This is a genomic window from Nocardiopsis mangrovi (assembly GCF_042653925.1).
In the GTDB taxonomy this organism is placed as follows: Bacteria; Actinomycetota; Actinomycetes; order Streptosporangiales; family Streptosporangiaceae; genus Nocardiopsis_B; species Nocardiopsis_B mangrovi.
The window spans coordinates 120,486-145,753 of the sequence record NZ_JBHSFQ010000006.1 but is presented as its reverse complement, the minus strand read 5'-3'; the positions used below and the strand labels follow the sequence as shown (position 1 = coordinate 145,753).

The window sequence follows — 25,268 nt, the reverse complement described above, 5'->3', positions numbered from 1 at the left end:
CGCCGGTGTCGTCCACCGCCACGAGAGGCGACCCGGCGGGCCGGCGGCGGACGCCTACGCGCCGCCGCCCGATGCGCCGCCGTCCCCGGCGGGCGGCTCCGCGGTGCCGACGATGAAGCCGCCCTCCACCGTGCGGACGTCGGCCGTCCACCCCAACGCCCGGAGGTCGTCCGCGAGCGCCCGGGCATCGTGGAACACCTTCACGATGCGGTACCGGCTGCCGTCGTCGAGTCGGCGCACCACCGCCGGGACGGGCTGGTCCGCGAGGACCTCCTCCTCCGCGGCGCCGGCGGGGCCGTCGTCGACGAAGACCGCTCTGCCGCCCGGGGCGAGCATCCCGGCGACGGTGTTCCAGAAGCCGGGCAGCCGCGCCGGCGGGACATGAGAGAGCCAGAACGCGAAGAACACCGTGTCGTAGCGCCGCGGCGGCTCCCACTCGAACACGTCGGCCTGGACGAACCGGACCCGCGGGGACGCGGTGCGGGCACGGGCGAGGCCGAGCGCCTCGGCCGCCGTATCGAGCGCGGTCACCGATCGCGCCCGCGCGGCGAGCAGCGGGGTCCACTGGCCCGTTCCGCAGGCGAGCTCCAGCACGTCCCCGGCGATCGGGAGGTCGTCGGCCACGGCCAACAGCCTCCGCAGATCCGCACGCTCGGCATAGGGCCGGTCGTACTGCGCCGCCCCGGCCCGGTAGTAGGCGGCCTGTTCGGCGAGGAGGCCGTCGTCATCGCCGCCCATGCCCCGACCGTACACAGTGCCCCCTATCCGCCGGCCGGCGGCCGTGGCCGGTCGGAGCGCTCGGCGGAGTCCGCCTCCCACGGGTCCCAGCGTTGGAGGACGGCGTACTCGGCAACGCCCAGCCGCCGTGCGGCCTCCCGGCGCTCCCGGACCTGCGGCCACGTTCGGGGCCGGTATCCGGGTCCGCCGCAGCCGCAGGAGTGGAAGGTGATCCCGGCGCGGAGCGTGGCCTCAAGGGCCCGCCACGCCCTCGTGTCGCGCCGCGGCGGCACCGCCAGATCGGGGCCGGCGTCGGTCATCGGCCCGCGGCACCGGGGACACGGGTGCGCGGACTCCCCGCGCGCCTCCTGCTTGAACGCCGCGCGGCACGGGAGGCACACGAAGTGGCACTTGTGGGGGATCGCGTAACGGCACACGGCCGCAGGCTAGTACGGCACCGGCTCCCGCGTCACCCACGATCGGTTCCCGCCCGCATCCGCCGGGCCGGCCGGCCGGCGGTGGAGGGCCGTCAGCCCGCCACGGGGGCCGTCTGGGGGCGGCCTTCGATGTCGCCGGTCTCTCCCTCCCGGTGGGCGCGGCGGCCGAGGGTGTAGACGTAGGCGAGGAACAGGACCTCCGCCACGACGCCGATGCCGATGCGCAGCCAGGTGGTGTGGACCCAGCCGGTGACGAAGCCCTCGATCAGCCCCGAGATGAACAGGACCAGCACCAGGCCGAGCGCCACCCCGATTGCGGGGCGCGCCTCCTCGCCGAGGGCCTGGAGGCGGGGGCGCGGGCCGGGTGCGATGAGGGTCCAGCCGAGTTTGAGGCCCACCCCGGCCGCCACGAACACCGCGGTCAGCTCCAGCAGGCCGTGCGGCAGGATCAGCCCGAAGAAGACGTCGCCCTTGCCGTGGGCGAACATCAGGCCGCCCGCCGCGCCCAGGTTGGCGCCGTTGAGCGCCAGGACGTAGACGGTCGGCAGGCAGAGGAACACCCCCAGCACCAGCGCCTGGGCGGCGGCCCAGGCGTTGTTGGTCCACACCTGCGCGGCGAACGACGCCCCCGGGTGCTCCACGTAGTAGTTGGCGAAGTCGTTCTCGACATAGGCGCGGATCGACTCCGGGGTCCCCATGGCACTCTGCACCGCCGGGTCGGTGGCGATCCACACGCCGATCGCGGTCGAGAACGCCACCGTGCCCAGCGACGCGGCGATCCACCACCACCGCGTCCTGTACAGCACAGCGGGGAACGAGCGGGTGAAGAAGTTCAGGATGTCGCGCCAGGCGGGCGCGTGGGCCCCCGTGACCGCCGAGCGGGCCCGCGCCACGAGGCCCGACAGCCACCCGGTGAGGATGGGGTCCTGCCCGGAGGAGCGGACCACGGAGAGGTGGGTGGACACCCGCTGGTAGAGCTCGACGAGTTCGTCGGTCTCGGCCCCGGTGAGCCTGCGGCGCCGGCGCACCAGCCGCTCCAGGCGGTCCCAGTCGGGCTTGTGCGCGGCGGCGAAGACGTCGAGTTCCACGCCACGGACTCTACCCACACGCGCCGGGTGCCGGGCTCAGCGCACCGTGCCGTCCCAGCGCCACCGCGTACGCCGGGGCAGCCCGGGCAGGTCGGTGCGGCCGGTGCACCACAGCAGGGCGTCGCCGGGCCGGTGGCCGGCCGGGGCGTCCCGGAAGAGGCGCTCCAGGGCCGCGGCGGCGAGGTCGTCGGGCGGGGCCCAGGCGCCGCCGAAGGCGCGGGTGATGTCGTAGGTGTGCACGACCAGCTCGGTGACGCCCATGGCGGCGAACCCGGAGGCGTCGGAACGGCCCCAGGGGTGCCAGGCCCGGGCGTCGGCGCCGGTGCCGCGGACCGTGGCGGCCAGGAGGGAGGCCGCGATGCGGACGCCCTCCAGGCAGGTCGCGACGGGCGCCTCGGGGTCGAGGGAGGCGAACAGGGTGATGTAGCGGTCGGTGGGGCGGGCGATGAGCAGGCCCGCATAGCCGACCAGGCCCAGCGCGAGGTGGTCGAGGGTGTGGCGGCAGGTCCAGTCGAGGCCGCCGGCGGGCCGCGACCAGTCGCGGCCGGCCGCCGGCAGGAGGGCCGCCAGGCAGGTGTCGGCGGCGCTCGCCACCTGCTCCGCCCACGGGGCGGCGGTCATGGAATCGGCGGTCGCGCGATCGTGGGCCATCGGGGTCACTTCGCGCCCTTCAGTACCTCGATCACGCTGGCGTGGCTGTCGCCGCCGTGCCCGGCGTCGCGGGCCCGTTCCATGGCGGACTTCAGCACCCCGGGCAGGGCGTTGTCGATGCCGCGCTCCTCCGCCGCGTGGATGAGGTGGCCGATGGCGGCGATCTGCACGTCGACCGTCGCGTCGTCGCCGGGGTAGCGGCCGGCGTCGATCTGGGGCGCGTAGGTGGTCATGAACCCGGCGACGGCGGTCAGCCAGTCGACCGCGACGGGGGTGAACTCCGTGGCGGCGACCGCGTCCGCGCCCACGAGGGCGGTTCCGTGCAGCCATCCGGTCAGGGCCGACCACATGAGGCCGAGCAGGGCGGAATCGTAGAGCGACGCCGTTGCGGGGTCGGCGCTGAGGTAGCGCGGGTCGCCCAGGGCCGCGAGGGCGGGGCGGTGGGCGTCGAAGACGGCCCGCGGCCCGCTGTACAGGAACATCATGTCCGGGCGGCCGACGCCGGGCGGGGTCGTCATGATCGCGCCGTCGAGGTGGTCGATCCCGTGCCCGGCGGCCCATGCGGCGGTCTCCCGGGCCTGGCCGGGAGACCCGGACGTGAGGTCGACCAGGGCCGTGCCCGCCATGGTCCCCGCGTAGGGGTCCACGGCGGCGTGCAGCGCCGCGTGGTCCAAGACGCAGGCGATGACGAGCGGGCTCGCGGCGATCGCGTCCCCCGGGGTCGCGGCCGCGCGTGCGCCGCGTTCGACCAGCGGCCGTGCCTTGTGGGCCGTTCGGTTCCACACGGTGGTGGGGTGGCCGCGGTCCAGCAGCGCCGCGGCCAGGGCCGAGCCCATCGCGCCCAGCCCGATGACGCTCACGGCCTCGGGTCCGGTGCCCATGTTCATATCGGTGTCCTCGTCCGGTGGGGGAATCCGCGGGTGGCGGTTCCTCGGTGCGGACCACGTTCGCAGTGCCCGGCGGCCGGTGGAAGTGACAGGAATGTCGCCATTGCGCAAATTCCTGCCATAGGCTGGGCGGATGAGTGTCGGGTCGGTCGCGGTGGTGGTCACCGAGGACATCGGGGTCTCTTCCTGGGAGCTCTATGAGCTGAGCATCCCGTGCACGGTCTTCGGCACCCCCCAGCCGGATCTGGCCGACCCGTGGTACGAGCTGCGGCTGTGCGGGACGGGGCGCCCCTCGGGCCCCCTGGCCGACACCGGGCTCGCGCTGCGGACCCGCTACGGGCTCGACGACCTCGCCGGGGCCGACACGGTCATCGTCCCCTCGGTGCCCGATGCCTGTGTCGACGACGGCGCTCCCCTGCCCCGAGGGCTGGTCTCCGCCCTCCGCCGCGCCCATGACGCGGGCGCCCGCATGGTCTCGCTGTGCACCGGCGCGTTCGCGCTCGCCGAGGCCGGGCTGCTCGACGGCCGCCGGGCCACCGCGCACTGGCTGCACGCCGCACAGCTGGCCGAGCGCCACCCGAAGGTGCGCGTCGACGACTCCGTGCTGTACGTCGACGACGGTGACGTGCTGACCAGTGCCGGCCTGACCGCGGGGCTCGACCTCTGCCTCCACCTCGTACGCCGCGACCTCGGCGCCCACATCGCCAACCAGCTGGCCCGGCGGATGGTGGTCCCGGCCCACCGGCCGGGCGGCCAGGCACAGTTCGTCGACCTGTCGGTGCCGGCCGCCGACGACGACGGCCTGGCCCCGGTGCTGGAATGGGCCCGCACGCACCTCGACCGGCCGCTCACGGTCGACGACCTCGCCCGCCGGGCGGCGATGAGCCCGCGGACGTTCTACCGGCGGCTCCACGCCGCCACGGGGACCACCCCCTTGCAGTGGCTGCTCAACCAGCGGCTGGGGCGTGCGCAGGGACTGCTCGAAACGACGGACCTGCCGGTCGACCGGATCGGCGAGCTGACCGGTCTGGGCACGGCCGGCAACCTCCGCCACCACTTCCTCAAGCACGTCGGCGTGACCCCGCGGGACTACCGGCGCGCGTTCCCCCAACGGGTGACAGACTTGGAATCGGATGCGACGTTGATCGGGAGGCGGGGAGAACGGTGACGGTTCCCGGCAGTACGGAGGGGTTCGGGCAGTCGTCCCTGGTGACGGGGGACGCCGTGGTGCTCGACCTGCGCCCGGCGGGCTTCGCCACGCGGATGACGGCCTTCCTCATCGACGCCGTGGTGCAGGTGTCCGCCATGATCCTGGCGTTCGTCCTCGTCGCGCGCGTCGGCGCGGGCGTGGACGCCGCGGCCACCGCGGCGATCTCGCTCACGCTCACGGTGCTGACCGTCGTCGGCTACCCGACCGCCTTCGAGACACTGTCGCGCGGCCGCTCGCTGGGCAAGATGGCGCTGGGCCTGCGGGTGGTGGGCGTCGACGGCTCCGCCGTCCGGTTCCGCCAAGCGCTGGCGCGGGCCCTGGCGTCGGTGATCGAGATCTGGGGGTTCACCATCGTCGCCCTCGTGACCTCGCTGCTCAACCGCGACGGCCGGCGGATCGGCGACTTCCTGGCCGCCACCATGGTGGTGCAGGAGCGCGCCGGAACGCGGCGCGACGAGGCCATCACCATGCCGCCCCGGCTGGCCGGGTGGGCGCAGAGCGCCGAGCTGTCCCGGCTGAGCCCCGAGACCGCGGCGACGGCCCGCCAGTACCTGCTGCGCTTCGAGGAACTGGCCGACGACGCCCGCCACGACATGGGGATGCGCATCGCCGACCTGGTGGCGCGGTCGGTGAGCCCGCCTCCGCCGCCCGGGGTGTCGCCGCCCGAGTACCTGTCGGCCGTCCTGGCCGAGCGCCGGCGCCGCGAGGAGGCCAAGATGGCCCGCCGCGCACCCGTTCCGGGCGCTCAGGACGACCGGCCGTTCGGCTAGCCACACCGGCGGTCCGGCCGGCCCTGTGGGCACCTCCCGCCGGGTCCGCGGCCGCGACCACCGACGGCCCCGCGGCCGCGTCTCACGCCCGCCAGGAGTTCAGGTAGTCCTCCTGGTCCACGGTGAGGCGGTCGATCCCCACGCCCAGCGCCTCCAGTTCGAGGCGGGCGACCTCGGTGTCGATCTCCCGGGGGACGTCGTGCACGCCGGGGTGCAGGTCCGCGTGGTGCTCGGCGATCCAGGCGACCGTGAGCGCCTGGACGGAGAAGGACATGTCCATGACGGCGGCGGGGTGCCCCTCCGCCGCGCCGAGGTTGACCAGGCGGCCTTCCGCCAGCAGCACGATGCGCCGGCCGTCGGCCAGGACGTACTCGTCGGCCTGCGGCCGGACCTCGCGGCGGACCTCGACCGCGAGCCCGTCCAGCGCGGGCAGGTCGATCTCGACGTCGAAGTGCCCGGAGTTGGCGAGCACCGCGCCGTCCTTGAGCGACGCCAGGTGCTCGGCGCGCACGACGTCGCGGTTGCCGGTGACCGTGACGAGGATGTCGCCGATGGGCGCGGCCTCGTCCATGGGCAGCACCGTGTAGCCCTGCATGACGGCGTCGAGCGCCTTGACCGGGTCGACCTCGGTGACGATCACGCGGGCGCCCATGCCCCGGGCGCGCTCGGCCAGGCCCCGGCCGCAGTAGCCGAACCCGGCCACGACCATGGTCCGCCCGGCGAGCATGGTGTTGGTCGCCCGCATGATGCCGTCGATGGTGGACTGCCCGGTGCCGTAGCGGTTGTCGAACATCCGCTTGGTGGCGGTGTCGTTGACGGCGACCATGGGCACCTTCAGCGCGCCGTCGGCGCTCATGCGGCGCAGCCGGATCACCCCGGTGGTGGTCTGCTCGCAGCCGCCGATCGTGTCGGCGAGCAGGTCGGGCCGATCCAGGTGGGCGAGGTTGACGAGGTCGCAGCCGTCGTCCAGCAGGATGTGCGGGCGCTGCTCCAGGACGGCGGCGAGGTTGCGGTCGTAGGTGGCGGGGTCCATGCCGGCGCGGGCGAAGACCGCGATCCCGTACTCGGCGACGAGGGCCGCGGCGGTGTCGTCCTGGGTCGAGACCGGGTTGGAGGCGGCGAGCGCGATCTCGGCGCCGCCCGCGCGCAGGGCGCGCAGGATGTTCGCGGTCTCGGCGGTGACGTGCATGCACGCGGCGATGCGCAGCCCCGTGAGGGGGCGCTCGGCGGCGAAGCGGTCGTGGACGCGGCGCAGGGCGGGCATGGCGCGCTCCGCCCACTCCACGCGGCGGACCCCGGCCTGCGCGAGGCCGAGGTCCGCGACGTCGTACGGCGGCGGTGCCATCGGGTGGGGTCCCGCCGGTCCTAGTAGCGGTAGTGGTCGGGCTTGTAGGGGCCGGCCACGTCGACGCCGATGTAGGCGGCCTGCTCCTTGGTCAGCTCGGTGAGCCTGACCCCGAGCGCGTCGAGGTGCAGCCGGGCGACCTTCTCGTCGAGGATCTTGGGCAGGACGTACACGCCGGTGGGGTACTCGCCGGTCTTGGTGAACAGCTCGATCTGCGCGATGACCTGGTTGGTGAAGCTGTTGGACATCACGAAGCTGGGGTGGCCGGTGGCGTTGCCCAGGTTCAGCAGGCGGCCCTCGGACAGCACCAGGATGGTGTGGCCGTCGGCGAAGCGCCACTCGTGCACCTGCGGCTTGATCTCGGTCTTGACGATGCCGGGGAGCTTGGCGAGGCCGGCCATGTCGATCTCGTTGTCGAAGTGGCCGACGTTGCCGACGATCGCCTGGTGCTTCATCCGCGACATGTGGTCGGCGGTGATGATGTTGAAGTTGCCGGTGGTGGTGATGAAGATGTCGCCGGTGTCGATGACGTCGTCGAGCACCGCCACCTGGAAGCCGTCCATGGCGGCCTGGAGGGCGTTGATCGGGTCGATCTCGGTGACGATGACCCGCGCGCCCTGGCCGCGCAGGGCCTCGGCCGAGCCCTTGCCGACGTCGCCGTAGCCGCAGACGACCGCGACCTTGCCGCCGATGAGGACGTCGGTGGCGCGCATGATGCCGTCGGGCAGCGAGTGGCGGATGCCGTACTTGTTGTCGAACTTGCTCTTGGTGACGGAGTCGTTGACGTTGATGGCGGGGAAGGCCAGCTTGCCGTCGCGGTGCATCTCGTAGAGGCGGTGCACGCCGGTGGTGGTCTCCTCGGTCACGCCCTTGACCCGGTCCGCGATCGCGGTCCACTTGCCGGCGTCGGCGGCGAAGCTCGCGCCCAGGAGCTTGAGGACGACCTCGAACTCCTCGCTGTCGGCGGTGGAGGGGTCGGGGACCGCCCCCGCCTTCTCGTACTCGGCGCCCTTGTGCACGAGCAGGGTGGCGTCGCCGCCGTCGTCGAGGATCATGTTGGGGCCCTCGCCGCCCGGCCAGGTGAGCGCCTGCTCGGTGCACCACCAGTACTCCTCCAGGGTCTCGCCCTTCCAGGCGAAGACCGGGACGCCCTGGGGGTCGTCGACGGTGCCGTTGGGGCCGACGACGGCCGCCGCGGCGGCGTGGTCCTGGGTGGAGAAGATGTTGCAGCTGACCCAGCGGACCTCGGCGCCGAGGGCGACCAGGGTCTCGATGAGGACGGCCGTCTGCACGGTCATGTGCAGCGAGCCCATGATCTTGGCGCCCTTGAGCGGCTGCGTGGCCCCGAACTCGCGGCGGGTCGCCATGAGCCCCGGCATCTCGTGCTCGGCGAGCCGGATCTCGTTGCGTCCGAACTCGGCCAGTGACAGGTCGGCGACTTTGAAGTCGAAGGACATGCGTCTGTTCTCCTCCTGGTGGATGCGCCCCGAGTCTACGGGCGGGGTATCGGCCCGGGCACCGCCCGGCGGTCGAAATTGACGGTGCTTTGTCAGATTCGGTCGCCGCGGCGGTTTTCTCCGGTAGGGTCCGGGCATGGCCGATGGCGTGCTCTCCCCGTCCTCCACTCCCCCGCGGAGCCCGATCTCCGCCGCCGCCGAGCGGCTGGGGACCAGCCCGCGGATGCTCCGCTACCGCGAGGCGCTGGGGCTGCTGCCGCCGACAAAGGAGCAGCCTACGGGCCGCGGCCACCGCCACCGGCGGTTCTCAGAGGCCGACCTGCGCACGGTGGCGGCCGGGCTGGAGCTGGAGCGCGCCTACGACATCACCCCGGCGGCGCTGGCGTTCGCCCTACGCATGCTGGCCGAACCCGACACGCTCAACCGCGTCCGCGCCTACGGCGAGCGCCTGGGCCGCCTGGCCCCGCCCCCGGTCCGCGCGATGGACTTCGAGAAGCAGAAGGCCCTGCGCCTGCTCCAGCAGCGCGGACGCCGCTAGGCGCCCGCCCGGGCCGCCCCGGTCACCAGCCGGTCGATGTGCGGATGCGTTCTTCCAGGGCCGGGGCGAGGGTGCGCATGTAGGTGCCGGTGAAGTGACTGCCGTCCCAGTAGACGAGGACGTTGCCGACGACCGCCGGGCACTGCTCCTCCGGGCAGACCAGGTCGTTGAGATCGATCAGGGAGACGTTGGCGGGGACGCCCTCCAGCCCCTCCAGCGGCGAGGTCTCGGCCATCGACTCCGCGCGCGCCCCCGAGCACGCCGCGGCGCCCCGGGTGGCCACGCATTCGGCGGTGTCGAAGCCGAGCCGCGGGGTGTCGCGGACCGCGATCACCTCGATCCCCATCTCGCCCAGTTCCGCCCAGCGGTCCAGGTAGCCGTCGACCACGACCTCGCCGCCGAATCCGGCCTCGGTGTCGATGCTGCTGCTGGTGGCGGTGGTGAACACCGCGTCGGGCCGCAGTTCGGCCAGCTCCGCGACGACGCCGTCGTTCCAGTCGGCGCACGCGGTGTAGGGCGCGCCCTTGTAGGTCTGCTCCAGGTCGGTGAACAGGCAAGCGCCCTTGACGATGTTGACGATCCGCCAGTCCGCGGACTCCGCGATCCGCTCCAGCGCCGGGAACCAGTGCGCCGAGTGCGACCCGCCCACCAGCGCGATCGTGCGCTCCGGGGTGTCGGAACCGAAGGAGCAGGTGAGCACCTCGGAGGAGTCGATGCCCTGGTTGCAGCCGTCGGCGTAGGTGGAGGGGACGTCGTCGGCCGCCTCCGCGGGCGGCGGGTAGACGGGCAGCTCGGGGGCAGCGGTGCCGGTGCCCCCCGCATCGAGGGCGGCGGCCCCGGGGTAGTTGGCGGGGTCGGAGACGAACGCCTCGCGCTCCCGCTGGTCGGCGTCCAGCTTCGCCGTCCACGCCCCGGCCGCCGTGAGCACCGGGAGCAGGAACGCCAGCCCCACGGCGAGCGACCGAACGGGGGTGCCGCGGCCCCGGGTGAGGCGGTCGACGCCTCCATCGGTGAGCCGGGTCGTGGCGGCGGCCAGCACCAGGGAGAGGGCGAGGATGTAGCAGCCGCCGGCGAGGCTGGGCGACGTGCGGTCGGTGACCGTCAGGTAGCAGACGAGCACCGGCCAGTGCCACAGGTACAGCGCGTAGGAGATGTCGCCGATGTAGTGCAGCGGCTTCCACGACAGCAGCCGGTCGGCGCCGATGGGCGACCCGGTGGTGCCCGCGACGATCACCAGGGCGGCGGCGAGCGTCGGCCACAGCGCGATGTAGCCGGGGAACATCGTGGACACCTGGAGCAGGAGGCCGCACGAGACCAGCGCGGCCAGCCCCGTCCAGCCCAGGACGGTGCGCAGCCCCCGCGGCAGGTTCAGGTACGGCAGGACCAGCGCCAGGATCCCGCCGAGGGCCAGTTCCCACAGCCGGGCACCGGTGTCGAAGTACGCCCACTGCTGCTGGGTCGCCGTGGTGGCCACCGAGTAGCCCAGCGACACGGTGAACACCGCCGCCAGCCCGCCCAGCGCGACCCGGCGCACCGGCCACCCCCGGCGGGCCGCCGCCCACGCGACCGCGGCCATGAGCACCACCCACACCAGGTAGAACTGGCCCTGGATGGACAGCGACCAGAAGTGCTGCACCGGGCTGGCCTGGGTGTCCTGCGCCAGGTAGTCGACCGCGTCGAGCGCCAGCCGCCAGTTCTCGAAGTACAGGGCGGAGGCGACGACCTCGGCGATGGTGTCCCGCCAGCGGTCGGCCGGCAGGAACAGGGAGGCGGCGACGAGAACGGCACCCAGCACTACGGCCGCCGCGGGGAAGAGCCGCTTGGCCAGCCGGGTCAGGAACGCGACCGCGTCGACCCGGCCGCGCCGCTCCACCATGCGCACCAGGGAGCCGGTGATGAGGAAGCCGGTCAGCATCAGGAAGACGTCGACGCCGCCCGAGACCCGCCCGAGCCAGATGTGGTAGACGGCCACGAGCAGTACGGCGACCGCGCGCAGCCCCTGGATCTCGGGGCGGTGGCCCGGCGCGGCGGCGCCCGGCGGCGCCGGGGACGGGCCGGGGGGCGTCGCCGTAGCGGCGGGCGCTGCGGTCGTGGCGGACTCCACGGAGGCGGCCACCTCACTTCCGGGGGCTCTCGAACGGGGCGCGGCGCGGGCGGTGCGGGCCGCGGAGCAGCGACGGTGATCCGTCGCAGGGGCACATGCGGGCGCAGGGAACGGCACCGCGGCCACCGCCGGCCCATACTTCCCCACCAGCGTTACGGGGAGGGGTACCGGGGTTGAACACCAGACCGCGCCGGGTCACAAAAGGGCGCGCAGCTCCTCAGCGGTCATGTGCGCCTGAGCCAGGATCGATGCCATCGTGCCGCGCTTGATCTCCTTGTGCAGCGGCACGATCACCCGAAGCTTGTCGCGGCGGAGCTTCACATGGTCACCACGCGTTGAGAGCTGTTCAAAACCGGCTTTCTCCAGCGCCCGTACGACCTTGCGCCCGGAGACGATCGGCAGATGGGACGGACTCACGCGGACAACCGCACATCCACCGAGGCCACCAGAGCGGGCAGTTCCTCGACCGGCGGGGCTTCATCTTCGAAGTAGAGCTCCAACGCCTCGCGCAGGTTGGCCAGGGCTTCCTCGATGGACTCGCCTTGAGAGGCGACCTCGACCTCGATGGCACGCGCGACGTAGCCGCCCAGTTCGGTGTCGGGGATGATGGTCGCCGTCATGCGCAGCGTGCGCTCCATCAGCCTACTCCTCCCAGCACCACCCGCATGGTCTGACCCATGGAGGGTGAAGACCCAGTGGTTCTCAGTATACGGCCGATGCAGGGAGCAGGTCGGCCCTCCGTCTCCGTTCGTGTACCGGCCCTTCGTCCCGATCATTTCCGGCAATCCGCAATGGAGCGGGCCGAGCAGGGTTTTATCCGCTCTCCTGGTGGCAACGGTGATGACCGTGGACTTCCGACACGGTGGTGATATCGCTCTGGACCGCTTTCCCGACTCCGTGCTGAGGCGGCTCGCCGACCTCGGCCGGTTACGCGAGGTGGCGGTGGCCCGGCGCCGGCACCAGTCGGCGGAGCGGCTGGACGAGGCACGCGAGGAACTGCTGCGGCGCCATGTCCGGGAACTGCACACGGCCGCCGGGCACGGCCCCGAGCCGTCGGGCGGGTGGGACGACGCCGCCACGCTCGCCGCCGTCGCCGCCGAGGTGCGCGACGGCCAGCGACTCTCGCCCGAATACCTGGACGAGCTGGCCGACCGGCTGCCCGACCGCGACCCGCCGATCCCGCGGCCCGAGGGCTTCGGCGAGGTCCTCGCCGAAGCGGCGGCCGTGGAGACCCACCCCGTCGTCCGCGCCGCGCACGCGTTCACCACCTGTGTCGAGGGCCTGCGGCACGCTGAGCACGCCGCGCCCCCGCACGCGCCGCCCGCCGGCCCCGACCCCCGCCTGCGCCCGCTGCCTTGGGCCCTGGCGTCGCTGTCGCTCATGCGCTCCGGGTATCCGCCGCCGGCGCTCGACCACCGGCTGGCCGAGCCGCAGCGCGCGGCGGAGTCCTTCGGCTCCGACGCGGACCCGCTGACCCAGGCGGTGCACATGTTCGCCGAACTGGAGTCCGCGGCGCTGCGCTGCGAACTGAGCCGCCCCGCGCGCCCCACGGACGTGCGGCCCGGCCCCCTGTCGCTGGCCACCGCCCTGCACCGGCGGATCCTCGACCACGTGCGCAACCGGTGCGACTCCCTGCGCATGGTGCTGCGCGAGCTGGAGCCCGGGGCGCGCGCCGATGTCACCGCGGGCACGGCCGGCGGCGGCTCCGCGCGCGAGCACTGCGACTCCGCCGCCGCCCGCGCGCTGTTCCTCCCCGGGCCGGGCTGCTGGTGGACCTCGGCGCACCTGAACCTGACCGGCGGGGTGCTGCGGCTGCTGGTCAGCGTGCACGACGTCGGCACGCCGCCCACCGGCGTGCTGGCGGTGACCGCCGACGCGTGGCTGACCACCGGCACCGGCGCGGTCGACGTGCTCGACCCGGCGTGCACGGACTGCGTCACGCTCATCCCCACCGACTGCGCCGACGAGCGCTGGCCGCAGGTGGAGGCGTTCGTCGACGAGGCGGTGTCGCGCACCATCGGCCACCTGACCAGCGCGCTGGCCTGAGGCGGGCCCGGTCAGGCGCTGAGGGAGACCAGGACGAGCAGGAGCAGCAGGATGATGATGGCGATCAGCACCGCCGGGACCAGCCAGCCCTGCGCGAGCAGCGGGTCCTCCTGAGCGGGCGGCTTGGGCTGCATCTGCTGGGGCCGGGGCGGCACGCCGGGACCGCCGTACATCGATCCGGGCCCCATGGTCGCCGGACCCATGGTGTTGGGGCCCGCCACGGGCGGGCGCGGCCCCATCCCGGGGTGCCCCCCTGTGGGGGCCGGGCCCGGCCGTTGCGGGGCCATCGGTGGCGGCGGCGGGAAGGCCCCCTGCTGCGGGCCCGTCGGCGGGCGGTTCATCCCGCCCTGGCCGTAGGGGAACGGGGCCTGGGGGCCGCTCGGGGCCGGGTGGCCGTAGGGCGGAAGCTGCGGGCCGCTCGGGGCGCCCGCCTCGGCGATCCGCTCGCCCTCGCGCACGGCCTCGGCCGTGGAGGGGCCGGAGGCGGTGTCGTCGTGGCCGAGGAGCCGCAGCAGCAGCGACTGCGCCGTGGGGCGCCGCGCGGGGTCCTTGTCCAGGCACGCCTGGACGATCGCCAGCAGCGGCCCCGACATGCCTTCGAGGTTGGGCGGCGCGCTCACGACGCGGTGGACCACCGCGGGCACGCTGTCGGCGCCGAAGGGCGTGTTGCCGGTGGACGCGAAGGCCATGACGCAGCCCCACGCGAAGATGTCGACCTTGTCGGTGATCCCCTGGCCCTCGATCTGCTCGGGGGCCATGTACGAGGGGGTGCCGACGATCGAGTTGGTCATGGTGGCCGTGCCGTCGACCACGCGGGCGATGCCGAAGTCGATCACGCGGGGGCCGTCGGGCCCCAGCAGCACGTTGCCGGGCTTGAAGTCGCGGTGGACGATGCCCGCCTGGTGGATCGCCACCAGCGCGGTCGCGGTGGAGACCGCCAGCCGCTGGAGCGCGGCGCCCTTGTGCGGGCCGTTGGTGGCGACGGCCTCCTGTAGCGAGGGGCCGGGCACGTACTCGCTGACGACGTAGGGCGGGTCCTGGTCGAGGTTGGCCTCGTGGATCGCCGACGTGCAGAACGACGCGACCTTCTGCGCCGCCCGGACCTCTTTCTCGAAGCGCTTGCGCAGGTCGTCGTCCTGCGACCACTGGTCGTTGAGGACCTTGATCGCGTATTCCTCGCCGTCGCCGTCACGGCCGAGGTAGACGATGCCCTGACCGCCCTTTCCCAGGCGTCCGACCACGCTGTAGCGGCCGAAAGCGGTGGGATCGCTCGGCGACAGCGACTCGGGACCGGGTGGCATCGATCTCCTCCAGAACGGGGTCGTCGGCGGGGCTAGCGCACGACCAGGGTATGGGTAAGCGGGTCCACGCCATAAGCGACGGCTAAGTACACAGTGACGTAATCCGTTAGAGCGATCAAACCGGCCGATCGTTCCCAAGCGTGTCCCGGTTCGGCCGCGACCTCGCTCACGGCGACGCCGTGCGCGCGTGCGGTGTCGGCGGCGGCCGCGGTCTCGGCGGCCGCCTCCGGGTGCTCTTCGGGGTCGCGCAGGAGGACCAGCCGGAGTGGGGTCCCGCCGTCCTCGACCGGGTCGTCGAAGATCGAGCGGGGCTCGCTGCCGCCGAAGGGTCCGCCGACGACCGCGATCGGGCCGTGCAGCACATCAGGCAGCCGACCGTACAGGGCAGGATATCCGGCGATCGCGGCGCAACGGGAGGCGAAGTGGCGCGCGGCCGCCGCGGCGACGGGGGTCGACCCCCACACCAGCGGCAGCGTCCCCGCGATGTCCGCGGCGAGGTCCTTGGCGGGGTTGTCCCCCACCAGGGCATCGGGCCGGCAGCGCTCGGCCACCGCCTCCAGCCGCGCCGCTGCGGCCTCGGCCACCTGGTCGGACGGCCCGGCCAGCCCGGCGGCGCCGGCCGCCGCGAGCACGGCCGCGGCCGGCGCCCACGGCAGGTCCAGCGGATCGTCGGCGACCGGGAGCGCGATACGCGGGGCACGCGCCTGGTCGGCCAGGGATTCCAGCGGCCCGCCCGCGGGGCCGACGGCCAGGAACCGGCAGCCGCGGCGCACCGCATCGGCGGCCACCCGCGCGGTGCGCCCGGTGCTCCCGGCGGCGTGGCCGGATGTGGACGCGACCGCCACCACGAGGTCGTGGCCCGCCACCCACCCGGGCAGCCGGTCCTCGCGCACGGTCGTGATGGGGACGGGGCAGCCGGCGCCCAGGACGGCGTCGAGGACGTCGCCCGCGAACGCCGCGGCGCCCGACCCCACGACGACGATGGAGCGGGGCCGGCCGTCGTCGGCCAGGGTGCGCAGGTCGGCCTCGCGCGCGGCCGAATGCGCCGACCGCACGCGCGCGGCCGCCGACGCGGCGGCGCGCAGCAGGCCGGCCCCCGCACCCGGGGTGTCGAGCCGGCTCTCATCGAACGGCAGGGCCATGGCGGTCCTCAGATCAGGCGATGGACCGGGCCTCGTCGACGAGCAGCACGGGGATGCCGTCGCGGATGGGGTAGGCCAGGCCGCTCTCGTCGCAGACCAGCTCCCCGGCCTCTTCGTCGAGCCGCAGCGGGGCCTTGCTCTTGGGGCAGGCCAGGATCTCCAGCAGCCAGTCGTCGATCTTCGCGCTCATGTTCGTCTCTTCACGTCTCGGTGGTGCGGTGTGCTGCGGTGGGGGGCCGGCGCGGTCAGGCCCGCACGATGGCGAGGACGTCGTCGCGGAGCCTGGCCATGGTGTCGGGGTCGGGGGCCTCGACGTTGAGCCGGAGCAGGGGCTCGGTGTTGGACGCCCTCAGATTGAACCATCCGCCGTCGGCGAAGGTCACGGTCAGGCCGTCGAGGTGGTCGACGGTGACGCCCTCGAGCGCCGCGTAGGCGGTCTCGACGGCCGCCGCGCGGCCCGCCTGGTCGGCGACCTCGGAGTTGATCTCGCCGGAGGCGGAGTAGCGCGTGTACTCGCGGGTGATCTCCGACAGGGGGCGGCCGTCCCGGCCCAGGACCGCCAGGACGTGCATCGCCGCGAGCATCCCGGTGTCGGCCCGCCAGAAGTCGCGGAAGTAGTAGTGGGCGGAGTGCTCGCCGCCGAAGATCGCCCCGGTCTCGGCCATGGACGCCTTGATGAAGGAGTGGCCCACCCGCGTGCGCAGCGGGCGGCCCCCGTGCTCGCGGACGATCTCGGGGACCGCGGTGGAGGTGATGAGGTTGTGGATGATGGCGGCGCCGGGCTCCTTGGCCAGTTCCTGCACCGCGACCAGGGCGGTGATGGCCGAGGGCGGAACGGGCTCGCCCCGCTCGTCGACGACGAAGCAGCGGTCGGCGTCGCCGTCGAAGGCCAGCCCGATGTCGGCGCCGGTCTCGCGCACCTTGGCCTGGAGGTCGACCACGTTGGCGGGGTCGAGCGGGTTGGCCGGGTGGTTGGGGAAGGTGCCGTCGAGCTCGAAGTAGAGCGGCACGATGTCGAGCGGGAGCGCGTCGAGCAGGGTGTCGCCCAGGACCGCGGGCACGGTGTAGCCGCCCATGCCGTTGCCGGCGTCGACCACCGCGGTCAGCGGGCGGATGCCGGAGAGGTCGACCAGGGACCGCAGGTGCGCGGCGTAGGCGGCGAGCAGGTCCTGCTCGGTGATGGTGCCGCGGGGGCCGTCGTGATCGGGCACGCCCTCCTCGGCGAGGCGGCGGATGTCGTCGAGCCCGCTGTCGGCGCTGACGGGCGCGGCGCCGGCGCGGCACATCTTGATGCCGTTGTACTGGGCGGGGTTGTGGCTGGCGGTGAACATCGCCCCGGGCAGGCCGAGGGTGCCGGAGGCGAAGTAGAGCAGGTCGGTGGAGCCGAGCCCGGCCAGGACGACGTCGACGCCCTGGGCGGCGGCTCCGTCGGCGAACGCGGCGGACAGCTCCGGCGACGAGGGGCGCATGTCGTGGGCGACCACGATCCGGCCGGGGCCGTCGGGCGCCGCGCCCGCGACCCGGGCGAAGGCGGCGCCGATGGCGCGGGCGATGCCGGGGTCGAGCGTGTCCGGCACCACCCCCCGGATGTCGTACGCCTTGAAGATCTGACCGAGGTCACCCACAAGCTGCTCCGGATCGGGTCGGGGTCGGGGCCGGCGGGCCGGCTGGATGAGGGCACGGCGGGGCGCCGCTCACGCAGGACCAAACTACAAGACGGGGCTTCAGGCGTCGCGCGACGGCCGGGCCGACGGCCGGTCGGTGCGCTGCGGCGGCTCGGACTTGACGACCCGCAGATGGCCCCGCCGGTGGGTCTCGACCCCTTGGCCCACGGGCCGGTCGACGGCGGGTGGCCGGGCGGCCTCGCGCACGGCGTTGGCGAGCGCTTCGAGGTCGTCGCTGCCGGGGCCGCCGCCGGTGTTGTCGGCGGGCAGCCGCACGACCTCCCAGCCGCGCGGGGCGGTGAGGCGCTCGGCGTGCATGGCGCAGAGGTCGTAGCAGTGGGGTTCGACGTAGGCCGCCAGGGGACCCAGGACCGCCGTGGAATCGGCGTAGACATAGGTGAGCGTGAAGACTGCTGGCTGTCTGCACGCGGTACGCGAGCAGCGTCGGACAACGCTCACGGGCACTGACTTTATGCCCTTCACCGGCCGGGCGCCAGCATCGACCCGTTGTGTCCGCTCCCGCCCGGTCGCGGCGGCTCGGCCGTTCCTCGTGCCGGGGCTGCGCGAAACCCTCGGATGGCATAGTCTCGAAGGGTGCGACGAGTGCACCTTAACAGGGCTCAAGCCGATCGGGTTCGACGCCGAGACCGCCGGGGCCGCGGCCTCCGCGGTCCCCTTGCGCCGCCTGAGGTCCCCATTGCCCGAACCCGGGCCCAGATCTTCGACGACCTCGTGCTCGACGCCGTCGAGCGCCTGGAGCGCGTCTGGGCGCGCGAGCTCGCCAACGTCGAGTTCCTCGTCGAGGACGTTCCGCGGGTCCCCTCCGGGGTGACCGCCGACGACGGCATCCCGTTCTCGCGCCTGGAATCCGCGGGCGCCGGGCAGGCGCGGATCATCGTCTACCGCAGACCCGTGGAGATCCGCACCAAGGATCCCGAGGAGATGGCCCTCCTGGTCTACGACACCGTGGTCGAAGAGGTCGCCAACCTGCTGGGCCTGGAGCCCGAGACCGTCGACCCCGAGACCTGACCCCCGGGCCGGCTCACCGCACCACGCTCGTGAGGCTGTCGTCCACGTGCGGGAGCAGGACCTCCGCGGGGGCCGGCGGCGCCGGCAGGGCGGCCGTGGCCTGCCCCCCGCCCGAACCCTGGGTCAGCACGTACCCGGCGTGGACCGGCCCCGACCCCTCGCGGGCCTCGATCACCAGGGCGGCGGCGTCACCGGCCTCCAGGTCCGGCACCACGGTGTGCCCGGCCTCCACCGAGACCGCCACCGGCTCCCCCGCGCCGCCGTCGGCCGCGTAGGGGGTCACGACCACCGCCACCGCGTCCTCAGCGGCGCCCAGCACCAGTTCGCCGCCGGTCCCCCGGGGCAGGCCCGGGAGGACCGCGGTACGGTCCAGCGGCCCGGTGAGCGGGTCGACCGCCGCGGCGTAGGCGGTGTCGGAGCCGCGGGAGCGGTCCATCGCCACGCCCGCCACCACCGGCCGGTCGGCCTCCACGACGACCGTGCCGGCCTCTTCGCCCAAGGCGTCCTGCACGGCGCGGACCGCCGACGCCGCGGGCGGCACGCCCAGCTCGGCCACTGATTCGCCCTCGGCCTCGCCGTCGGGGGTCAGGACCCGCAGGGTCGCGGTCGCGGGGTCGTCGCCCGGGGCCGCGACGATGAGGCGGCGCTCGCCGCCCCCCGCCGGGACGCCGGAGATGACGTGGCGCTGCGCGGGGGCGGCCGTGGGGGGCACCCAGTCGGCGCCGTCGTCGGTCCGCTCGGCGAACAGCGACGACGCCACCCGCCCGGAGCTGGTGCGCACGTGCACGGCCACGGCGCCGGTGGACGCGATCAGCTCGGCGAGGTCGACCTCGGCCTCGTCGTGGGCGGGGACGGGGATCCCGCGGGTGTCGGCGGAGGACGTGGGGCCGTCGGTGGCGTAGAGGTCGACGTTGACGGTGGCCGCGTGGTCGTCGACGTTGGCCAGCAGCAGCCGCAGCCCGCTGAGGTCGTCCCCGCCGGGTGCCGTGTACCAGGTACTGATGCCCGGTTCCGCGCAGCGCACGGCGGTGGCGTAGTCGTCGTCGGCGCCGATCGTGGTCTGGGTGACGTCCAGCCCGGCGGCGAAGGCCCCCTGGGCGCGCACCACGGTGTGGCGGTCGGCGTCGCCGGTGTCGAGGGTCCACGGCCGGCCCGGTGTGTCGGACCCGCCCAGGTCGGACGCGCCCTCACTGTTCTCCGCGGCGGTCAGCGTGCCCTCGCCCTCGCCGGCGGGGGCGAACGCGGCCAGCTCGCTCTCGCGGTCGCCGCCCTGGGGCGGCGGGCACACGCGCAGGGCGGACTCCACCTCCGCCACGACGGGCTCGCGCGCGGCGGCGCCGGGCTCGGCCCCGGCCGAGCTGGTCACGAAGGCGACCCCGAACAGGGCGGTGAGCGCGACCATGACCAGCCCCAGCAGGGCGAATCGGCTTTCGACGATGAGCTTCACGGCTTCTTCCAGATCCTCTTGCGCCGGGAGCCGCGGGTGCGGCGGCCGTGCCGGGTGGGTCCGTTGCGGATCGAGCGCTCGCCGGTGGAGCGCAGGCGCGCGGCGATCCCGCGCGGTCCCCGCGGCCGGGGCACCGGCTGCGCCTCCTGCTCCCTGATGTCCTCCTCCGTGCGGACACCGGGCAGCGCCATGACGACGGTCACGGCCAGCAGCACGCCCTGGGCGGCCAGCCATATGCCGCGCGCGGTGTCGCCGCGCGACAGCTCCAGGCGGCCGCCGGAGGCGGGCAGGTCGAAGGCCGTCAGCCCCGAGCGGGTGGGCTCCGCGGTGAGCTCGGCGCCGTCGAGGGTGGCGGTCCACCCCGATCCGGCGGGCTCGGCGAGCACGAGCGTGCGCCCGCCGCCGCCGGCGGGGATCTCGGCGGCGCCCTCGCCGGCCGGCGCCGCCAGGATCTCGGGGCCGTCGCCGCCGGTGATGCGCAGCCGCCCCGTGGGCTCGTCGAGCCGCCACAGCGCGAACTCCGAGGTGAGCAGCGTGCGCGACAGCCCCGGGATGCCGTCGAAGGTGTCGACGATGGTGACGTCGGCCTCGGTCCCGACCTCCGGGCGCGGGACCAGCACGTAGCCGATCCCGTAACCCGTGAGCGTGTCGGCCTCGTCGCCGCCGCGCCCGCCCACGAGCCCGGCCACGGTCGCGTCGAGCCCGGCGCCCACCACGGGGTCGACGGGCACCTGCTCCTCGCCGATCCGCGGCCCGGCGCCGCGCACGACGCTGTAGCGGACGGTTCCGTCGCCGGCGGGCGACACCACGAGCGCCCGCGCCCCGGTGCCGTCGTCGCTCACGGCCGTGAGGAACGCGGGGACGCTGGGCGGGGCGTCGCCCGACAGGGGGCCGTCGACCCCCTCCCACATCCACACGCCGGCCGCCGCGAGGGGCGTGGTCAGGGCGAGTGCCGCGGCCCCGGCGGCGAAGGCGCGGCGCGCGCCGCCCAGGCTCCACATCAGCCCGAAGGACTGGGCCGTGGTGGCGGCCGACAGCAGCATGGCGGTGGCGGCGAACGCCAGCGCCACCCCGGGCCACGCGGGTGCGGCCGGGCCCCCGTAGTAGGGCTCGACCACGATGCGGCTCATGAGGATGGCGACGAGGATGCCGAACAGGGCGATGCTCCAGCCCACGGCCACGAGCATCCGCCGGCGCAGGAGCAGCAGGGCGCACAGCGCGGCGGCGATGAACCCGCCGGTGACCCAGAGCGGGGGCCCGCCGGGGCCGCCCGGGGCGAGCATCAGCAGCTGCTCCGCGCTGGGGCCGGGCGCCGACAGCTCGGGCCGGTGCAGCCCGGCCTCCAGCAGCCACATGGACGGGTGCAGGAACAGCTGCGCCGACCACGGCAGCAGCAGGAGCAGCGGCACCCCCAGGGCGATGCCGACGCTGGTGTAGAGGCGGCGGCCGACGTGCCCGAACGCCACGACCACCAGCGCGCCGGTCACCAGGGCCAGCAGCCACAGCAGCGGGACGAACGCGGTGCCGATCGCGAGGAACAGCGCCAGCGCCCACGCGGTGCGCCGGGACTGGCGCGGGGGCAGGATGAGCAGCCGGGTGAGCAGGATGCCCAGGACCGGCAGGAGCGCGTGGACGAGCGCGGTGCCCAGCCGGCCCTGCGCGACGGCGCCGGTGGCCATGGGCAGCAGCGCGTAGGAGCCGGCCATCCACAGCTGGGCGGGGCGGAAGTGCAGGACGCGGCGGGCCAGCAGGTAGGCGGTGAACCCGGCGAGCGGCACGCAGCCCAGCAGGATGATCGTGACCGCCAGCCACGGCTCGCCGAAGGTGAGGGTCGACAGCAGGGCGAGCAGCCCCACGTACGGTGGCGCCGGACCGCCGGCGCCGGCCCCGGTGTCGGGGCGGCCGGCCAGGTAGAGGTCCCACAGATCGCCGGCGTCGCCCAGGACCGGGGGCAGCGCGCCGCCGGCGAGGCCGCCGCCGACCAGCAGCGACCGCTCGGCGATGAGGGTGATGACGGTCAGGGCGACCACCAGCAGCACCCCGGGCCGGTTGAGGGCCCGCCGCAGGAGCGTCTGGTCGTCGCGCAGGGGGTCGTCCTCGTCGGTCCGCGGCGCGACCAGGACCGCCTGGTGGCGGCCCGGGGTGTCCAGCGCCCGCGACGACCCGGAGAGCACGTTGGCGGCCATGTCGGTGAACTGGCGCATGGCGACGCCGTGCGCCAGGAAGGGGCGGATGGCGCTGTAGGTGCGCCGCCGGTTGCGGCGGCGCCGGAACCTGGCGCGCATCAGCCGCACGGGCATCACGTAGACCGAGGTGATGGCGACGGCCTCGTCGAACGCGTTGGCCGGCTGCTTGGCCACGATGTACATCAGCACGCGCAGGAACGAGGCGACCGAGTTGCGCGCGTAGGAGGCGACCATCCCGCCGAAGGGGAGGTTGGCCAGCAGCACGAACATGGCGTTGCGCCGGTCGAGCCGGCGCGGGTGGTCGGAGGCGGCGCTGATGCGCCGGCGCCGGCGGGCGGCGGCCTCGGCGTGGTAGGCGACGGCGTCGGTGACGATGCGCACGCGGTGCCCCGCGCCGCCGACGCGCCAGCAGAAGTCGATGTCGTCGCGGAAGATCGGCAGGCCGCGGTCGAAGCCGTCGAGCTCGTCCCAGATGTCGCGGCGCACGAGCATCCCGGCGCTGGAGACGGCGAGGACCTGGCGGTCGCCGTCGTGCTGGCCGTGGTCGAACTCACGCGGTTCCAGCCCGGTCTCGCGTCGGCCGGCGCCGTCGATGGTCACGCCGACCTCGATGAGCAGCCGCCGGTCGAACCAGTCGCGCAGCTTGGGGCCGAGGACGACGGCGCGGGAGTCGTCGTCGGCGGCGAGCAGGAGGTGCTGGAGGGCGTCGCGGTCGGGGGTGCAGTCGTCGTGGATCAGCCAGATCCACTCGGTGGCGCCGGGCGCGGCGCCGGGGAAGGCCGCGCGGGCGCGCGGGAGGTCGAGCCCTGCGCGCACGGCGTCGCCGAAGCCGGTGGCGCGGGGCAGGGTGGTGACCGCGTCGGGCGCGATGAACTCGGCGAGGATCTCGCCGCTTCGGTCGCGGCTTCCGGTGTCGACTCCGATGACGCGCTGCACCGGGCGCGATTGCTCGCGGACCGCCTCCAGCGTCTCCGGCAGCCATCGGGCGCCGTCATGGGTGACGACCACGGCCGTGACGATGTGGCGAGCGTTGTCCAGGGGTAGCACGGCTGGGGTTCGCTCTCGAAGATTCGTTGAGTGGGGTCGGACGTCGGCCGGGGGCCGCACGCCGTCGGCAGATCACCTTACGCCACCCGGCGGCGGGCCTGGGGGAGAAGAGGGGCATCCCCGCCCGGAAGGCGTATATCGGTCGGGTGGTAAAGACCGGATAAAAAAGCGCGTCCCGGGGGCCGGGCCCCCGGGACGCGACGCTGCATCGCGCGCGGTTACAGCATGTCGGCCAGGAAATCGAAATCCTGACCGGCGGCTTTCTTCAGCCGTCGCCGCTCGCGCTCGGAGAGTCCCCCCCAGATGCCGAAGCGCTCATCGTGCTCCAGCGCGTATTCCAGGCACTCCGCTCGTACCTCGCATGACAGGCAGACCTTCTTCGCCTCCCGTGTGGAGCCGCCCTTCTCGGGGAAGAACGCCTCGGGATCGGTCTGCGCACACAAGGCGCGTTCCTGCCAGCCCAGATCTTCGTCCGAGCCGTGCGCCAGCGGGATGACCTCGCTCATGCGCACCTCCTATTGCCCCCCTAGATGACCCTCCCATTCGACCCCCGGGAGGGTGAATCACACCTTGAAATTACACGCGCGCGACTCACGATTCGTCAAGCGCGTTGCGTGGTAATCCCCTGAATATCACGTAACAAACGGCCAACGGTCGTCGGCCTGCTCCGGTTCAGCGGATTACCACGCATTTATCCCCGGCGTGCAAAGGGCCTCCGCGGGACGTGCGGTCAGCGGCGGTCGTCGTCGCGGTACCAGCCCTGCTGGCCCCCCGACGGGGTCGAACCCGCCTGTCCGTGCTGGTCAGAGCCGTAGGACTCGCCGCCGTAGCCGGCGCCGGCGCCGTACTGGCCGCCGGCCTGGCCGGGCGTGTCGGCCGCCTGCTGCGTTTCGGGGGCGTAGAACTGCTCGGTGGGCGTGTCGGGGCGCTGCTCCGCCGGCGCCGGCTGCTGCGCGGGCTCGTAGGCGGACCCGTAGGGCTGCTGGGCCTGCTGCTGGTGTGCCTGCTGGGCCGCGCCATAGGGGTCGTAGCCGGCCTGGGCCTGCTGCTGCCCCTGCTGCCACTCCTGGCCGTAGGCGGCCGCCTGCTGGCCGCCCGTGGCGCCGTACGCCTGCTGGCCGCCGGTGGGGTGGTAGCCCTGCTGGTAGGCGTCGTGCTGCTGCTGGTAGGGCTCCTGGGCGCCGGTGGGCTGCCGGTACGCCTCCTGGGGCCAGCCCTGCGCGTACGCCTGACCCTGCTGGGCGGGGTCGGCATAGGGCTGCTGCGGCTGTGCGGGATCGGCGTAGACCTGCTGCTGGGGCTGCTGCGTGTGCGCGGGGTCGGCGTACGCCTGCTGCGCCTGGGCCGGGTCGGCGTAGGGCTGCTGCGTCTGCGCGGGGTCCGCGTAGGGCTGCTGGGCCTGCTGGGCGCCCCACTCCGGCTGGTAGGCGGCCTGCCCGCCCGTGGGGGCGTAGCCCTGGACCGGCTGCTGGGGGGCGAACGACTGCTGGGCGCCGGTATGGGGGGCGAACGGCTGCTGCCCCACGGGCACCGGCGCCGACCGCGGCACCAGGGTCTGGTCGTTCAGGACCCGGAGCTGGAACAGCCCGGCGAAGATCACAATGGCGAGCTGGCCGCCGACGGCGAACATCCCGCCGAACCCGCCGGCGATCTCGTTGATCTCACCGGCGTAGACGAACCCCATGATCAGGGTGACCACGGCCAGCAGCGCGCTGAGGCCGGTCAGGATCAGCCCGATCAGCACGACCGGAAAGTTGACGGACGAGCGCTGGGGGGCCGTGATGACCAGGGCGACCGCGGCGAGGACCAGCGCGGTGAGCACCGGGCTGAAGAAGTAGGCCGAACCATCGGCCGCGAAGCTGCCGGCGATGGAGCCGCCGACGCCCGTGGTGCCGAATACGTCGATCAGCCCGCCGAGGATCTGCGCGCCCACGGCGCCGAGCAGGATCCAGGCCGCGGGCAGCCGCAGCCGGTTGAGTGGTTCGATGTTCAAGAGAGGTTCCCCTCCGCTGCTTCGCCGTCGCGTCGGTGGAAGCTTGGCATATCGTCGGTCGGTCGTGGAATCGGGTGGAAAACGGGTCGAGACTGCCGAGGATCGGCTGCACGGCGGGGCTCGATCGACGCGGGGGACGCCGGAGCGCAGGGACGCCGCTCCGCGGATCGCGGGCACACGGCACGTATAGCAGGACAGCCTGCCAGACT

24 protein-coding genes are annotated in these 25,268 nt (G+C 74.0%); 5 read left to right on the top strand and 19 right to left on the bottom strand.

Annotated features, from left to right (window positions below):
• Positions 1–54: 54 nt before the first annotated feature.
• The 5 genes from ACFO4E_RS09260 to ACFO4E_RS09240 all read right to left on the bottom strand — a co-directional run bounded on the left by ACFO4E_RS09260 (position 55) and on the right by ACFO4E_RS09240 (position 3,780).
• Positions 55–738 carry a class I SAM-dependent methyltransferase gene (locus tag ACFO4E_RS09260; protein WP_378572884.1) on the bottom strand — a complete coding sequence of 228 codons (684 nt, stop codon included), beginning with the start codon at positions 736–738 and terminating at the stop codon, positions 55–57.
• A gap of 23 nt (positions 739–761) precedes the next feature.
• A complete protein-coding gene (locus tag ACFO4E_RS09255) occupies positions 762–1,037 on the bottom strand; it encodes a hypothetical protein (protein ID WP_378572882.1) in 276 nt (91 codons plus the stop codon).
• Between the two features lie 209 nt (positions 1,038–1,246).
• Positions 1,247–2,242: a stage II sporulation protein M gene (locus ACFO4E_RS09250; RefSeq protein ID WP_378572880.1), complete on the bottom strand. Its 996-nt coding sequence runs from the start codon at positions 2,240–2,242 to the stop codon at positions 1,247–1,249.
• Positions 2,243–2,278: 36 nt separating this feature from the next.
• Positions 2,279–2,893, bottom strand: coding sequence for a maleylpyruvate isomerase N-terminal domain-containing protein (locus tag ACFO4E_RS09245; RefSeq protein ID WP_378572878.1), 615 nt, complete (start codon positions 2,891–2,893; stop codon positions 2,279–2,281).
• A gap of 5 nt (positions 2,894–2,898) precedes the next feature.
• Entirely contained in the window at positions 2,899–3,780 is an 882-nt protein-coding gene (locus ACFO4E_RS09240; protein ID WP_378572876.1) for an NAD(P)-dependent oxidoreductase, read from the bottom strand.
• A gap of 133 nt (positions 3,781–3,913) precedes the next feature.
• Between ACFO4E_RS09240 and ACFO4E_RS09235 the strand changes: the two genes are divergently transcribed.
• Together ACFO4E_RS09235 and ACFO4E_RS09230 are read left to right on the top strand one after the other, a co-directional pair.
• Positions 3,914–4,948 (top strand): GlxA family transcriptional regulator, encoded by a 1,035-nt coding sequence (locus tag ACFO4E_RS09235; protein WP_378572874.1) that lies wholly within the window; start codon positions 3,914–3,916, stop codon positions 4,946–4,948.
• Positions 4,945–5,760 carry an RDD family protein gene (locus ACFO4E_RS09230; protein WP_378572872.1) on the top strand — a complete coding sequence of 272 codons (816 nt, stop codon included), beginning with the start codon at positions 4,945–4,947 and terminating at the stop codon, positions 5,758–5,760. Before ACFO4E_RS09235 ends, ACFO4E_RS09230 begins: the two co-directional genes overlap by 4 nt.
• An 82-nt stretch (positions 5,761–5,842) precedes the next feature.
• Here the strand turns inward: ACFO4E_RS09230 and ahcY (ACFO4E_RS09225) are convergent, their stop codons facing one another.
• Together ahcY (ACFO4E_RS09225) and ahcY (ACFO4E_RS09220) are read right to left on the bottom strand one after the other, a co-directional pair.
• Positions 5,843–7,105, bottom strand: coding sequence for an adenosylhomocysteinase (gene ahcY, locus ACFO4E_RS09225; protein ID WP_378572870.1), 1,263 nt, complete (start codon positions 7,103–7,105; stop codon positions 5,843–5,845).
• A gap of 20 nt (positions 7,106–7,125) precedes the next feature.
• Positions 7,126–8,562, bottom strand: coding sequence for an adenosylhomocysteinase (gene ahcY, locus ACFO4E_RS09220; protein ID WP_378572868.1), 1,437 nt, complete (start codon positions 8,560–8,562; stop codon positions 7,126–7,128).
• A gap of 136 nt (positions 8,563–8,698) precedes the next feature.
• On the opposite strand from ahcY (ACFO4E_RS09220), the gene ACFO4E_RS09215 reads away from it, so the two are divergent.
• Positions 8,699–9,100, top strand: coding sequence for a MerR family DNA-binding transcriptional regulator (locus ACFO4E_RS09215; protein WP_378572866.1), 402 nt, complete (start codon positions 8,699–8,701; stop codon positions 9,098–9,100).
• Between the two features lie 22 nt (positions 9,101–9,122).
• Here the strand turns inward: ACFO4E_RS09215 and ACFO4E_RS09210 are convergent, their stop codons facing one another.
• The 3 genes from ACFO4E_RS09210 to ACFO4E_RS09200 all read right to left on the bottom strand — a co-directional run bounded on the left by ACFO4E_RS09210 (position 9,123) and on the right by ACFO4E_RS09200 (position 11,842).
• Positions 9,123–11,204, bottom strand: coding sequence for an acyltransferase family protein (locus ACFO4E_RS09210; RefSeq protein WP_378572863.1), 2,082 nt, complete (start codon positions 11,202–11,204; stop codon positions 9,123–9,125).
• 195 nt (positions 11,205–11,399) lie between these two features.
• Positions 11,400–11,621, bottom strand: a complete 222-nt coding sequence (locus tag ACFO4E_RS09205; protein ID WP_378572860.1) for a type II toxin-antitoxin system HicA family toxin — start codon at positions 11,619–11,621, stop codon at positions 11,400–11,402.
• Complete coding sequence (locus ACFO4E_RS09200) at positions 11,618–11,842, bottom strand: type II toxin-antitoxin system HicB family antitoxin (protein ID WP_378572858.1); 225 nt, start codon at positions 11,840–11,842, stop codon at positions 11,618–11,620. Before ACFO4E_RS09200 ends, ACFO4E_RS09205 begins: the two co-directional genes overlap by 4 nt.
• A gap of 208 nt (positions 11,843–12,050) precedes the next feature.
• On the opposite strand from ACFO4E_RS09200, the gene ACFO4E_RS09195 reads away from it, so the two are divergent.
• On the top strand, positions 12,051–13,250 hold the full coding sequence (locus ACFO4E_RS09195; protein WP_378572856.1) for a hypothetical protein: 1,200 nt from the start codon (positions 12,051–12,053) through the stop codon (positions 13,248–13,250).
• An 11-nt stretch (positions 13,251–13,261) separates the two neighbouring features.
• On the opposite strand, the gene ACFO4E_RS09190 is transcribed toward ACFO4E_RS09195, so the two are convergent.
• From ACFO4E_RS09190 to ACFO4E_RS09170, 5 genes are all read right to left on the bottom strand, one after another.
• On the bottom strand, positions 13,262–14,551 hold the full coding sequence (locus ACFO4E_RS09190) for a serine/threonine-protein kinase (RefSeq protein ID WP_378572854.1): 1,290 nt from the start codon (positions 14,549–14,551) through the stop codon (positions 13,262–13,264).
• Positions 14,552–14,583: 32 nt separating this feature from the next.
• The gene (locus ACFO4E_RS09185; RefSeq protein ID WP_378572852.1) at positions 14,584–15,693 is read right to left on the bottom strand and encodes an SIS domain-containing protein; all 1,110 of its coding nucleotides are present in this window, start codon (positions 15,691–15,693) and stop codon (positions 14,584–14,586) included.
• Between the two features lie 13 nt (positions 15,694–15,706).
• The gene (locus ACFO4E_RS09180; RefSeq protein WP_378529737.1) at positions 15,707–15,883 is read right to left on the bottom strand and encodes a Trm112 family protein; all 177 of its coding nucleotides are present in this window, start codon (positions 15,881–15,883) and stop codon (positions 15,707–15,709) included.
• Between the two features lie 55 nt (positions 15,884–15,938).
• Entirely contained in the window at positions 15,939–17,318 is a 1,380-nt protein-coding gene (locus tag ACFO4E_RS09175; protein WP_378572850.1) for a phosphomannomutase/phosphoglucomutase, read from the bottom strand.
• Positions 17,319–17,417: 99 nt separating this feature from the next.
• Complete coding sequence (locus tag ACFO4E_RS09170) at positions 17,418–17,816, bottom strand: DUF3499 domain-containing protein (protein ID WP_378572848.1); 399 nt, start codon at positions 17,814–17,816, stop codon at positions 17,418–17,420.
• Between the two features lie 144 nt (positions 17,817–17,960).
• On the opposite strand from ACFO4E_RS09170, the gene ACFO4E_RS09165 reads away from it, so the two are divergent.
• Entirely contained in the window at positions 17,961–18,386 is a 426-nt protein-coding gene (locus tag ACFO4E_RS09165) for a metallopeptidase family protein (protein ID WP_378572846.1), read from the top strand.
• A gap of 13 nt (positions 18,387–18,399) precedes the next feature.
• Here the strand turns inward: ACFO4E_RS09165 and ACFO4E_RS09160 are convergent, their stop codons facing one another.
• The 4 genes from ACFO4E_RS09160 to ACFO4E_RS09145 form a co-directional block, all read right to left on the bottom strand.
• Positions 18,400–19,833, bottom strand: a complete 1,434-nt coding sequence (locus ACFO4E_RS09160) for a DUF5719 family protein (protein WP_378572844.1) — start codon at positions 19,831–19,833, stop codon at positions 18,400–18,402.
• Positions 19,830–23,027: a glycosyltransferase gene (locus ACFO4E_RS09155; protein WP_378572841.1), complete on the bottom strand. Its 3,198-nt coding sequence runs from the start codon at positions 23,025–23,027 to the stop codon at positions 19,830–19,832. The genes ACFO4E_RS09160 and ACFO4E_RS09155 overlap by 4 nt, the downstream gene beginning before the upstream one ends.
• A gap of 257 nt (positions 23,028–23,284) precedes the next feature.
• Positions 23,285–23,572 (bottom strand): WhiB family transcriptional regulator, encoded by a 288-nt coding sequence (locus ACFO4E_RS09150; protein WP_311544036.1) that lies wholly within the window; start codon positions 23,570–23,572, stop codon positions 23,285–23,287.
• A gap of 224 nt (positions 23,573–23,796) precedes the next feature.
• Positions 23,797–25,059: a hypothetical protein gene (locus ACFO4E_RS09145; protein ID WP_378572838.1), complete on the bottom strand. Its 1,263-nt coding sequence runs from the start codon at positions 25,057–25,059 to the stop codon at positions 23,797–23,799.
• Positions 25,060–25,268 lie beyond the last annotated feature (209 nt).